The sequence below is a fragment of the Anabaena sp. CS-542/02 genome, from assembly GCF_028331085.1.
Classification (GTDB): Bacteria; Cyanobacteriota; Cyanobacteriia; order Cyanobacteriales; family Nostocaceae; genus Anabaenopsis; species Anabaenopsis arnoldii.
The window spans coordinates 1-12,113 of record NZ_JAQMTM010000032.1; the positions used below are offsets into that span (position 1 = coordinate 1).

Genomic DNA, 12,113 nt, shown 5'->3' on the forward strand with positions numbered 1-12,113 from the left:
CACCCCTCCATCTGGCATTGAACGGGATTGACGCACTTTAACTAACCCAATTACAGGTAATTTTACATACCTATTGGTTAATGGATTTACTCCTAATTGAGAAAAGGAAAAAGAACGCATTCGCCCCTGTTTCTTAAATCTAGGAAAGCCATGATTTTGTTCCCACATACTGACAAAAGCTTTTTCTAGTCGTCTTAATGTTTGCTGCAAAGATTGAGCATTAACACGCTTTAAATACTCATTTTCCTGGCGTGCAACAGTCAGAGACTTACATTGACTTGCAAATGTGGGACGAGGCGCATCAGGAGGGATGATGTAACAACTACGAAGACTGCAAGCATTTGCCTGACAACTACGAGACCGATACCAGTCTTTACGCTGACCCAAAGCATGATTGTAAACCCGCCGATGAGTTTCTAACCATTCTTCAAATATTGCTATTTGTTTTTGAGTTGGTTTAAGCTTAAATTCGTAGGTCAGATTAAACACTTGCATCACCTCCTAGTAACATGATACATTGAGGTTAATATTTTTCCAGACGATTTTTAGGAATGCGACCCAAGTCGCCAGCGCACTACACCCCCATAGTTAGAAACCAGGGGCACTGTGCGCCTTTTTTTGTAGGCAAGATACCTGACGGCAACAGGCAATGAGCTAAATCAAGGACTGTGGGCATTCTAGCAATTTGTTCGTGTTACTACTTGATTAGTCATGAACTACCCCTTCTTACTTCGTTGAAGATGGGGTTTCTACATCCCCATGAGTAAGTTGAGATTTTTGACGTTTCACGCGAAGGCAAGGGATGTTCGCGCAGCGTCTCCCCTTGGGAGAAGGCTATTTGCGACGTTTACGCCACAGTGATATAATCTTTTTTGCTGTAGATATATTGCCGGGAGTAGATACAAAATAACTGGGTGTCCACAGTCTGATTTATCCATATAAATACGTATTGTTTGCCTTATGGTAATACATTTAATATTTCCGCTTCCTGAACATCAGGATTTACGAGTACTACTGGAAATTGATTAGGGTCAAATTTATACCCTTGCTGTTGTCTAATAATATGAGCTTGATGGGGGTCGAAATTCCGCTGAAATTCCCTTTGCAAACTCTCAACACGTTCTTCCATCAGCTTGACCTCAGTCTTAACTTCTCGCAACCTGTTTTGCTGTGTCCAATGATAAGGCAGAAGTTGTACCAGGGCAGATACTGCTGCACTGCACAGGACTAAGTTAACTGCTATTTTAGCTGTGGTTTCCAGGGCTATAACCTGGTAGGAACGTTGACGAAGATGCCGTTTTGGTCGAGGAGCAGCCCGGCGTTTTTGTATAGGTTGTACCGGCGGTCTAGACGGTTGAATGGCGTTCATTATGCTTAATTAAAAAACCTGACTAATTTCATGACAACTTCATAGAATGCGCACTGACAGGGTTTACACCTTTACTTAGCTGTCATATTACTTCATTTTTGCCAAATTGCTACACGTATATTGAAAGTTAAAAGGCCACTCTATATACGCAGTTAGCTAGTATTTAAAAACTTCTGGCATTTAGCCACTAGCACCCCGGTTGCCCGATTATTATTCTTTTAGAAGATTATGTCAATTCCGAGTCATGGTGATTTTTTCAAGAGGTCTAAGCGATATGTAATCTTGCCTTGTTTTAAATAAATATCCCAGATATTGTCGCGGAAAATTGAAAGGTTTCCTATTTTACTCAAAGAATATACTTATAAAGACAACAACCAGGGCTAGCCTGATTGTTGTTTGAGAGTGGGGCGATTTTGAATCTACCCCGGTTACCATGTCAAAACGTGGCGTTATTTATAGAGTTCTGTTGCTAAACGCCAAGCCAGAATTCCTGGAATCAGCGCTACAGCTAGAGCAATGTACACCTGAGTGTCTGATATAGGCATGGTCTGAACCCTCCTGAGCTTCAAATCAATATTGAACAGTTCGTTTACTACTTTTCACTGTTTTGCCAAGAATGTGGAATATCTTGTTACAAGATGCAACAAAAACAGTGATTTGTCATTAAAAAAATTTATAAAACTATGGATTTTTATTTGGGGATCGATTTCGGTACATCTGGGGTTAGGGGTGTGGTGATTAATCATGAAGCTTCCACCCAGGCAGAAATCAAGCATTCTTGGGCAGATGGGGCTGTTACTAACTTAGCAGATTCGTGGCATGGGGCTTTATTTCGACTGCTGACACAAATACCAGAGAAATTGCGCCGAGAAATCAAGGGGATCGCCATTAACGGTACTTCTTCCACAGTCCTGCTGTGTGATGCTGCTGGTCAGCCTGTAGATACACCTTTATTGTATAACGATGGGCGGGGATCAGTGGTGCTGTCGCAATTAAAAAGTATTGCACCACCCCAAAGTAACGTATTAAGTGCAACTTCTAGCCTAGTAAAATTGCTGTGGATGGTGCAACAGCCGAGTTTCAGCAAAGCGAGATATTTTCTACATCAAGCCGATTGGTTAGGATTTCTGCTGCATGGGTATTTGGGAATTAGCGATTACCATAACGCTTTAAAGCTGGGCTATGACGTGGAAGAGTTGAAATATCCACAATGGCTAGAAAAACTAGAATTACCGATTCAGTTACCCAGAGTTTTACCCCCCGGTACTCCCATTGCCCAATTGCGCCCGGAAATAGCAACTCAGTTTCATTTCCCTGATGATTGCTTGGTGTATGCTGGTACAACTGATAGTATTGCCGCTTTCTTGGCTAGTGGCGCCAAATACCCCGGGGAAGCTGTGACATCCTTGGGTTCGACCTTGGCGGTCAAACTATTGAGTCGTACCCGGGTAGAAGATGCACGATATGGTATTTATAGCCATCGCTGGGGTAACTTGTGGCTGACTGGGGGTGCTTCTAATACTGGGGGGGCGGTGCTAAAGCAATTTTTTAGTGATGCTGAGTTAGAAAAGTTGAGCAGCGAAATTGATATTACAAGAGCCAGCGAGTTAGATTATTATCCATTATTGCAGCCGGGCGATCGCTTTCCCATTAATGATCCTGCTTTACCGCCGCGATTAACACCACGCCCTGAGAGTAGTGTGGAATTTTTGCATGGGTTGTTAGAAAGTATTGCCCGAATTGAGGCTATTGGGTATACATTATTACAAGAAATGGGGGCGGATAAATTAACTCGTGTTTACACTGCCGGGGGTGGTGCGGTAAATTCTACTTGGTCTGGCATTCGTGAACGACATTTAAAAGTGTCTGTGATGTCGTCGGTGCATAGGGAAGCTGCTTATGGTACGGCGCTTTTGGCCATGAGAGGGACTGATTTTTTTAACTAGCCACTGGACTGCACAAGTGTCACAGAAGATTTATACAGTATAGTCATTTGATTGTTGTCCATAATAGAGTTACCTCGCTGTATGCACTCTAGTATGTGTACATAATGGTAGTAATATCTATATCTGGGGATAATTTAAGTTGCAGTTTAGCCCCCTCGACTCAACTGCGAGGCACCCATTAACTTTCTTGGTTAACCTTCTCAAATCTCTTGTTTGTGTGTCCTCTGCGCCTGGTGCGGTTCCTTTCCATGAATCCTTCTTCCAGGCTATGGCAAAATTTATAAGAGTCCTTCCAGAATTACTTGTCTCCGCATGACCGCAAATATTAGCAACCTCCCTAGTCTGTATGACCCATTTACCACCGAAGCCAGGTGGCAAAAATTTTGGGAAGAAAACCAAGTCTACAAAGCTGACCCCAATCAAGGCGGTGAACCTTACTGTATTGTGATTCCCCCTCCTAATGTCACGGGGAGTTTACACATGGGTCATGCTTTTGAAAGTGCCTTAATTGATACTCTGGTGCGCTATCACCGCATGAAAGGGCGTAACACCCTATGGGTGCCGGGAACTGACCACGCCAGCATCGCCGTTCACACGATGTTAGAAAAACAACTCAAGAAAGAGGGTAAAACTCGCTACGAACTGGGGCGCGAGGAATTCTTAGAACGCGCTTGGCAATGGAAGGCGGATTCTGAGGGTACAATTGTTAATCAGTTAAAACGTTTGGGTGTGTCGGTTGATTGGACACGGGAACGGTTTACTTTAGATGAAGGTTTATCAAAAGCTGTTCTGGAAGCCTTTGTAAGTCTCTATGAGTCAGGATTAATTTATCGGGGAGAATATTTAGTGAATTGGTGTCCTGCTTCTGGGTCGGCGGTGTCTGATGTAGAAGTGGATAATCAAGAAGTTGATGGGAATCTTTGGCATTTCCGCTATCCCCTGAGTGATAATTCTGGGTTTGTGGAGGTTGCGACCACTCGACCGGAAACTATGCTGGGTGATACTGCTGTGGCTGTTAACCCCAATGATGAAAGGTACTCTCATTTGATTGGTAAGACCCTCACTCTACCAATTATGAATCGGGAAATTCCGATTATTGGTGATGAGTTTGTTGATCCCACTTTCGGAACTGGTTGTGTGAAGGTGACTCCAGCCCATGACCCGAATGACTTTGAAATGGGTAAGCGTCACAATCTGCCTTTGATCAATATTATGAATAAGGATGGAACTCTTAATGAGCAAGCTGGGGAGTTCCAGGGACAAGACCGCTTTGTGGCTAGGAAGAATGTGGTTTCTCGCTTGGAGTCAGACGGTGTGTTGGTGAAGGTGGAGAATTATAAGCATACTGTTCCTTATAGCGATCGCGGTAAAGTCCCGGTAGAACCACTATTATCTACTCAGTGGTTTGTGAAAATTCGCCCCATGGCTGATCAAGCTTTAGAATTTCTCGACGGGCAAAATTCGCCGGAGTTTGTCCCCCAACGCTGGACTAAGGTTTATCGTGATTGGCTGGTTAAGTTAAAGGATTGGTGTATCTCTCGTCAATTATGGTGGGGTCATCAAATTCCGGCTTGGTATGCGGTGAGTGAAACCGGTGGTCAAATTACTGATCATACCCCCTTTGTGGTGGCAAAATCAGCCGATGAGGCTTGGGAAAAAGCTAAATCACAATTTGGTGAAAATGTCAAGTTAGAACAAGACCCAGATGTGTTAGATACTTGGTTTTCTTCTGGGCTTTGGCCATTTTCAACTTTGGGTTGGCCAGAACAAACGCCGGATTTAAGGACTTATTACCCTAACACTGCTTTGGTGACTGGTTTTGATATTATCTTTTTCTGGGTGGCCAGAATGACGATGATGGCCGGACACTTTACTGGGAAAATGCCATTTAATGATGTTTACATTCACGGGTTAGTTCTGGATGAAAACGGTCAGAAAATGTCGAAAACTAAAGGTAATGGGATTGACCCACTATTATTAATTGACAAGTATGGTACTGACGCGCTGCGCTATACCTTAGTTAAAGAAGTGGCGGGGGCGGGTCAAAATATCCGCCTGGAATATGACCGCAAAAAGGATGAGTCGTCATCGGTGGAAGCGGCGCGCAACTTTGCTAATAAGTTATGGAATGCGGCCCGGTTTGTCATGATGAATTTGGATGGACAAACGCCGCAACAGTTAGGTCAACCACTGGCTACAGAATTAAGTGATAAGTGGATTCTTTCCCGTTATCATCAAGTTATCAAACAAACTAGTAATTACATTGATAACTACGGTTTAGGGGAAGCGGCCAAAGGCCTGTATGAATTTATATGGGGTGATTTTTGTGACTGGTATATTGAATTAGTCAAATCCCGGTTACAAAAAGATGCCGATCCCGCATCCCGCAAGGTAGCACAACAAATTCTTGCCTATGTGCTGGAAGGGATTTTAAAATTACTGCATCCCTTAATGCCTCACATTACTGAGGAGATTTGGCAAACTCTCACCCAACAACCAGGGGATTCTTTAGAAAGTTTATCTTTACAAGCCTATCCGCAAAGCGATAATCACCTGATTAATCCCCATTTGGAAGCACAGTTTGAATTGCTCATTGGTACAATCCGTACGATTCGGAATTTACGCGCTGAGGCGGATATTAAGCCAGGGGCGAAAATTACCACCAACTTGCAAACTGATAATCCCCAGGAACAGCAAATCCTCACAGATGGACGGGCGTATATTCAAGATTTGGCTAAGGTGGAGAATTTAACTATTGCTGGTGTGGGGGAAGCTTCTCCCGGAGAGGAACCCGTCCCAGAAATGGTGGAGAAAAAACCTCTGAGGGGTTTAAAGACAATTGCTTTAATTATTGTACTGCTTGTCTTTACTAGGATAGGTTTAGCGACAGGGAAGGCAATTTATGAAATTCCCTTAATGGGGAGATTTTTTGAAATAGTTGGTTTGGGTTATGCATCTTGGTTTGTTGTACAAAATCTCCTCCTAGCTGAGGACAGACAAAAGGTTTTCGCTGTGTTTTCTGCGCCACGCCATCCCAAGGAAATCTTACAAACAGAATTACAACAGCCACCAGCACCAGAAAATGCCATTGCTGGTGTTGTGGGTACTGTACAAGTGGTAATTCCTTTGAGTGGGGATGTGGTGGATATTGCTACTCTGCGGGCTAAACTGGAAAAAAGCCTCAACAAAGCCGAAGCTGAGGCTAAGTCTTTGAGTGGGAGGTTAAGTAATCCGAAGTTTGTGGATAAAGCCCCAGCAGAAGTGGTACAGGGAGCCAGAGACTCTTTAGCAGAAGCTGAGAAACAAGCGGAAATTTTGCGCGATCGCTTGCGTAGTTTAACATAGGTCTCATGGGTAATGGTTAAATATAAATTAACCATTACCTATGAACTTACAGCGCATTTTATCTGATCTGAGTTAGGTACACAAGGGCGGACACCGATAGCTACCGCTTGCGTAACCCACTGCCCACCCCAGAAGATTTATGATATTAATGTGTTTACTTTATTGACTTTAAAAGTGCTGTAAATCATATTTTACTTTTCCCCACGGCTGAAAATAAAGCCATGCTATATCTAGCTCAAGTACATAAAAAGAAATTTTTAGATAACTATCAGTTACGCTTGTTAGCACGTCAAGAAAGTCCAAACCTGTGGGTAATTATCCCTGAAGAGACCGTGATTTCTGTGGGTAAAGAAACTAAGATGAGTGATAACTTGCTGGTTTTACTGCAGCTTTCCCCTGAAGGTGATATTGAAAGTTTAGAAGATGCTAAGGACTGGGTAATAAATTTAGTGCAAACCTACCTCAGCATTGGTATGACACCAAAACAGTTAGAAGAAGAAGTAGAACTTGCCGAAAACTGGCGACAATCTCTAACTTTACAAAATCAAGAATTAGCTCGTCGTACTCTAGAATTAGAAGCACGTCGCGAACAGATTCAAGCCTTAGAAGAACGTCTTCGAGGTGACAGAAATCGTCACCATGGAGACTCTGGTTAAACAATTCAAATCTAAGTTTATGTGGTAAAAAATTAACCCCTAACCCCTCTCCTGGTTAAGAAGAGGGGAGTGTTTATTTATCAAATCTTGAGTTAAACTCTTGCAGGTTTAGCTAGGGGAAGAGCTTTAGTAGTATCGACTTCTTCAGCTGCTAATAACTCGCGAATTAAACGCGCTATGGCTTTTTGCGCCAGGCGATTAGTAATTTGCTGACCCAAACGCTGTACACCTGGATTTACTAACAGTTGGGCCAGTTGGGGAGCTAATTCCACCGGATCAAAATCACGGTTTTCCCGGAGAATACTTAAAATCCGTTTAATATGGTCTAGGGTTTGTTGTTGCTCAACTGTGGCCCTTGGGATTTCATTAACTGCTGTTAAACCTACTCGTTCTCGCAGGATATAAGTGAAGTTGTGTAGAACATTTTTCCCTACAGCATTGACTCCATTGAGAAATTCATCTACTATCTTGTCACGAATGAATGCACCACGTTCAGAAGAAAGAAACTCGACTCCCTGGTTTAAAACTAGGTTGAAGTCGTAATCCTGATTTTTCTTGGCATTACGTAACAAGTTTTCTAACCGATTCCAACGGAATTTTTCATCTTTAAATAGTAAGTTTTGCAGTGATGTTCTTAATTGTGGTGCTTCGTCCGTTAAGAGACGTTTAGCAACATAAGGATAGGCTTCGCTGAGAACTTTGAAGTTGGGATCTATATATATAGCGATACCTTCGAGGGTTACCAGGGAGCGAATAATTAAAGCGTAGTAAGGAGGTACGCGGAAAGGATATTCATACATCAAAGCTGAGAGTTCATCAGTGATGCTTTTAATGTTCAAGTCAGCAACGCTGGCTCCTTGAGCATCAGCAAAGACTCTTGCAAAGGCGGGAATTATGGGTGTTAAGTCGGTGTCTGGTGATAAAAAATCTAGTTTAACGTAATCGTTGGCTAAACCTTCAAAGTCACGGTTAACGACGTGAACGATCGCTTCAATTAAACCATAACGCTGGGGCGGTTGTACCTGACTCATCATGCCAAAGTCGAGATAAGCCAATTTCCCATCTGGTGTGGCTAATAAATTACCTGGGTGGGGGTCAGCATGGAAAAATCCGTGTTCGAGTAGCTGGCGCAGGGAACATTGGACACCCACTTCAATCAGATAACGAGCATCTATACCTTGGGCGTTGATTTCGGCGGTTTGGGTTAATTTTGTGCCGCTTATCCACTCCATAGTCAGGACGCGACGATTGGTGTATTCCCAGTAAATTTTCGGAATGTAAATATCTTTTATGTGACCATATAACTCGAAAAAGCGTTCGGCATTTTCTCCCTCATGAATATAATCCATCTCTTCAAAGATGCGATCGCCTAATTCATCGAGGATACCAACTAAGTCACTGCGTATTCGTTTAACTTTATTTTTTACCCAAGCGGCGAGTTGGCGCAAAATAAACAAGTCAACAGTAATTGTTTCTCTTAAATCAGGGCGTTGGACTTTAATAGCGACTTCTTCACCAGTTTTCAGTTTACCTTTATAAACTTGCCCCAAAGAAGCCGCCGCAATGGGCTGTTCGGAGAGTTGGGCGTAAATTTCCTCTGGTGGTGCGCCTAATTCTTCTTCAATAAATTGGTAAGCAGTAGCGTTAGGAAAGGGCGGTAATTGGTCTTGTAACCTAGTTAATTCCTCTAGATATGCAGGGGGAACCAAATCTGGTCTAGTAGATAAAGCCTGTCCGATTTTAATGTAAGCTGGCCCCAATTTCGTGAGTAGTTCTCGCAGTTGAACCGCTCGACGGGGGTCTTTTTTCACCACTATTCCCCGGCGGTTGTCCCACCACAACCCAAATAGAAAGGAAAGGGTCGGCCCTAAGACTGCGAAAATCCGCCGCAAAACTTTTAGGGGGCGCTGGCGATAATGTTCCCTAATCTCTTGGGGATCGTAAGGTATAGCCTCAGTATCAGACTTTTGGTTAATCATAGATTTTGGTGAATCAACAACTAAGGTTGATATGCCATTTTCTGTTACTACTGGAGTAACTTGTGGTTCGTCCTCGGTTTTGCGCGAAGTCGGGGAAAGTGTCTTAACAATCATGAAGGAAGCCACCGAGAGGATTAAGCATGTAAAGTATTGTAACAATAAGTTTACAAAGAATCATCCATCAAACAGGGATAAATTAGAGTTTTTCCCCAAGTTATCAGGGCGGGTTATCGACTCCAAACTACTAATAACTAGTAAGATGGCTTACTAGTTCAATAATATCTCGATATTCCCTATCCTCAACTGATACTTGTAGGGAGAACAATTATAGACTTTCCAGAGAAAAGCGTTGTATCATAACAATATGCCCACAATGCACCAAGAAGTAAGAAAAATAACCTGCTTAGTGTTCTGTAAGTTAAAAGTCCCGGCATCTGTCCTCTCGGAGAATTTGGCTTGATGTTGCTTTGGCTGCGAATCGAAAATTTTGCCCTGATTGATCAACTAGATCTGGAATTTGGCCCTGGTCTCAATGTACTAACAGGTGAAACCGGTGCGGGAAAATCCATTATCTTGGATGCCATTGATGCGGTTTTGGGGGGTAAAATCTCTAGTCGAGTTATTCGCACTGGAACGAATCGTTCACTGGTAGAAGCTACTTTCACCCTATCACCTTCCTTAACTACTTGGTTGATAGCACAGGAAATCGATTTAATTGAAGATAATTGTGTAATAGTTAGCCGAGAAATTACTGGCAGTAGTAGTAATATCCGTAGTAGATCGCGGGTAAATGGGGTGTTAGTGAATCGCCAGATCATGGGAGGGCTGCGCGATCGACTGGTGGAAATCACCGCCCAAGGTCAAACTTTACAGGTAGGACAGCCGGCCCAAGTCCGAGAATGGTTAGATGTGTATGGTGGTGACTTACTGATGCAACAGCGTCAAATCATTTCCACAGCCTTTAGTGCTTATCAAAGAGCTTATCTGGTCTTGGAAAAACGCCGGACATCAGAACGGGAGCGTCTACAGCAACTCGATTTGCTCAGGTATCAAATCCAAGAATTGGGAACTGCTAACCTCCAAGATCCTCTGGAGTGGGAACAACTCCAGCAAGAACGGGAACGCCTCAATCATGTAGTGGAACTGCAACAGATGAGTTACAAGGTGTATCAATCCTTGTATCAAAATGATAATGAGACCCCTTCTGTAACGGATTTATTAGCAGACAGCGAGGCGACATTAACTGATATGGTGGAGTACGATGGCCAATTGCAACCTTTGTTAGATTTGGTCAGGGATGCTCAAACTATGATCATGGAAGTGGGAAGGCAAATTAATACTTACGGAAGTAGTTTAGAAGCCGACCCCCAAAGATTGCAAGAAGTAGAAGAGCGCATTCAAGAATTAAAGCAAATTTGTCGCAAGTATGGACCCACCCTGACAGAGGCCATCGCCCACTACCAACGCATACTAGACGAGTTGGCAGAACTCAATGACGGTGAACAGTCGATTGAAAGTCTAGAACAGCAGGAAGTGGCCTGTTTTGCCCAACTAACCCAAGCCTGTGAACAGTTAACTAAATTGCGTCGCCAAACCGCTGCGGATTTAGAATCTGAATTACTGTGTGAACTCAAGCCTTTAGCTATGGAAAAGGTAAAGTTTCAAGTGGAGATCGTGCCTATTTCCCCCACAGCCACTGGTGCGGACAAAATTACCTTTATGTTTAGCCCTAACCCAGGGGAACCCATCCAACCTTTAATAGCCATCGCTTCCGGGGGGGAAATGAGTCGCTTTTTACTGGCGCTGAAAGCTTGTTTTTCCCGAGGGGATGCAGCGGAAACTATGATATTTGATGAAATTGATGTGGGGGTTTCTGGGAGGGTCGCCCAAGCGATCGCAGAAAAATTACACCAGCTAAGTCAAAATAACCAAGTTTTATGTGTTACCCATCAGCCCTTAGTGGCGGCGATGGCTGACCGACATTTTCGTGTAGATAAACAAACTATTGATAAAAGTAATAATACTGATGTTCGGACGGTGGTACGAGTCACTAGTTTAGAGAATATGACCAATCGCCGGGAAGAACTGGCGCAGTTAGCTGGTGGTAAGTCGGCCACAGATGCGATCGCTTTTGCTGAGTCTTTATTATTACAAGCGGCTCATCATCGAGGACAAGAAATAATTTAATTTGACACTCGGACATAAATCTAAAATGAGGACTTCCTATCTAAACTGAAGCTATAGTTAGGGTAGTTCGGGTTTTGTTTTTCTACTCATGAGAATTCCCTTGACCGTATGTATGACCTCAAGCAAAAAGTCTGGCAATACTTCTGGACTTGGGCTATAGTAATCCTGGTCACCTTGACTTTTAGTGCATGGGGTGTGCAATCAGCAGAGGCATTACTGCGACAACATCATGATTCCCCTGGTGTTTTGCGCTATCACTCCCAAGTATCTATCAAAGATGAAAAAGGCTATACTTGGCAGGTGCTATTGTTCAAACAATATGACAAAAGTACAATCAAAGATTTAAGATTGCGCCTAGTGGGTTTTCCTGGGATTGTGGAAATTGCTCACCCGCAACCATTAGTAATTGAGACAACATCAGGAAAACTATTGAGTGCATCAGATGCCTATGGCTTAACTGCACCTGCTCCCAATGTGGGTGAATATGAACTAACTAACATTCTAACCCAACTAGGAACCACCGATGCACTTAAACTATATGTGCCAACTAAAAATGTCAAGCCATTGCTGATCAATATACCTGAGAATGTCGTTACTGAATGGCAATGGCTAGTAACAGAAATTGAGTAAA

9 protein-coding genes are annotated in these 12,113 nt (G+C 43.1%); 5 read left to right on the forward strand and 4 right to left on the reverse strand.

What is annotated here, in order from left to right; genetic code table 11:
• The 3 genes from PN447_RS02780 to psaM form a co-directional block, all read right to left on the reverse strand.
• On the reverse strand, window positions 1-495 hold a 495-nt coding region (locus PN447_RS02780), incomplete at its 3' end, for an RNA-guided endonuclease InsQ/TnpB family protein (protein WP_271760655.1).
• A 463-nt stretch (window positions 496-958) separates the two neighbouring features.
• On the reverse strand, window positions 959-1,369 hold the full coding sequence (locus PN447_RS02785) for a hypothetical protein (protein ID WP_271733482.1): 411 nt from the start codon (window positions 1,367-1,369) through the stop codon (window positions 959-961).
• 449 nt (window positions 1,370-1,818) lie between these two features.
• Window positions 1,819-1,914, reverse strand: coding sequence for a photosystem I reaction center subunit XII (gene psaM, locus PN447_RS02790; protein ID WP_006196319.1), 96 nt, complete (start codon window positions 1,912-1,914; stop codon window positions 1,819-1,821).
• Between the two features lie 138 nt (window positions 1,915-2,052).
• Here psaM and PN447_RS02795 point away from each other — a divergent pair, with 138 nt between their 5' ends.
• The 3 genes from PN447_RS02795 to PN447_RS02805 all read left to right on the forward strand — a co-directional run bounded on the left by PN447_RS02795 (window position 2,053) and on the right by PN447_RS02805 (window position 7,316).
• Complete coding sequence (locus PN447_RS02795) at window positions 2,053-3,315, forward strand: FGGY-family carbohydrate kinase (protein ID WP_271760657.1); 1,263 nt, start codon at window positions 2,053-2,055, stop codon at window positions 3,313-3,315.
• Between the two features lie 312 nt (window positions 3,316-3,627).
• The gene (locus PN447_RS02800; RefSeq protein WP_271760659.1) at window positions 3,628-6,660 is read left to right on the forward strand and encodes a valine--tRNA ligase; all 3,033 of its coding nucleotides are present in this window, start codon (window positions 3,628-3,630) and stop codon (window positions 6,658-6,660) included.
• Between the two features lie 221 nt (window positions 6,661-6,881).
• Window positions 6,882-7,316 carry a hypothetical protein gene (locus tag PN447_RS02805; protein ID WP_271760661.1) on the forward strand — a complete coding sequence of 145 codons (435 nt, stop codon included), beginning with the start codon at window positions 6,882-6,884 and terminating at the stop codon, window positions 7,314-7,316.
• 92 nt (window positions 7,317-7,408) lie between these two features.
• Here PN447_RS02805 and PN447_RS02810 read toward each other — a convergent pair whose 3' ends face one another.
• Window positions 7,409-9,409, reverse strand: coding sequence for an ABC1 kinase family protein (locus tag PN447_RS02810; protein WP_271760663.1), 2,001 nt, complete (start codon window positions 9,407-9,409; stop codon window positions 7,409-7,411).
• Between the two features lie 345 nt (window positions 9,410-9,754).
• Here PN447_RS02810 and recN point away from each other — a divergent pair, with 345 nt between their 5' ends.
• Window positions 9,755-11,482: a DNA repair protein RecN gene (gene recN / locus PN447_RS02815; RefSeq protein ID WP_271760665.1), complete on the forward strand. Its 1,728-nt coding sequence runs from the start codon at window positions 9,755-9,757 to the stop codon at window positions 11,480-11,482.
• Window positions 11,483-11,590: 108 nt separating this feature from the next.
• Window positions 11,591-12,112 (forward strand): DUF3122 domain-containing protein, encoded by a 522-nt coding sequence (locus tag PN447_RS02820; protein ID WP_271760666.1) that lies wholly within the window; start codon window positions 11,591-11,593, stop codon window positions 12,110-12,112.
• Window position 12,113: the final 1 nt, after the last annotated feature.

Coding starts and splice junctions, on each gene's coding strand:
- PN447_RS02785 (WP_271733482.1), bottom strand. CDS start 1,369: ATGAACGCCATTCAACCGTCTAGACCGCCGGTACAACCTATACAAAAA.
- PN447_RS02795 (WP_271760657.1), top strand. CDS start 2,053: ATGGATTTTTATTTGGGGATCGATTTCGGTACATCTGGGGTTAGGGGT.
- PN447_RS02805 (WP_271760661.1), top strand. CDS start 6,882: ATGCTATATCTAGCTCAAGTACATAAAAAGAAATTTTTAGATAACTAT.
- PN447_RS02810 (WP_271760663.1), bottom strand. CDS start 9,409: ATGATTGTTAAGACACTTTCCCCGACTTCGCGCAAAACCGAGGACGAA.
- psaM (WP_006196319.1), bottom strand. CDS start 1,914: ATGCCTATATCAGACACTCAGGTGTACATTGCTCTAGCTGTAGCGCTG.
- recN (WP_271760665.1), top strand. CDS start 9,755: ATGTTGCTTTGGCTGCGAATCGAAAATTTTGCCCTGATTGATCAACTA.
- PN447_RS02800 (WP_271760659.1), top strand. CDS start 3,628: ATGACCGCAAATATTAGCAACCTCCCTAGTCTGTATGACCCATTTACC.
- PN447_RS02820 (WP_271760666.1), top strand. CDS start 11,591: ATGTATGACCTCAAGCAAAAAGTCTGGCAATACTTCTGGACTTGGGCT.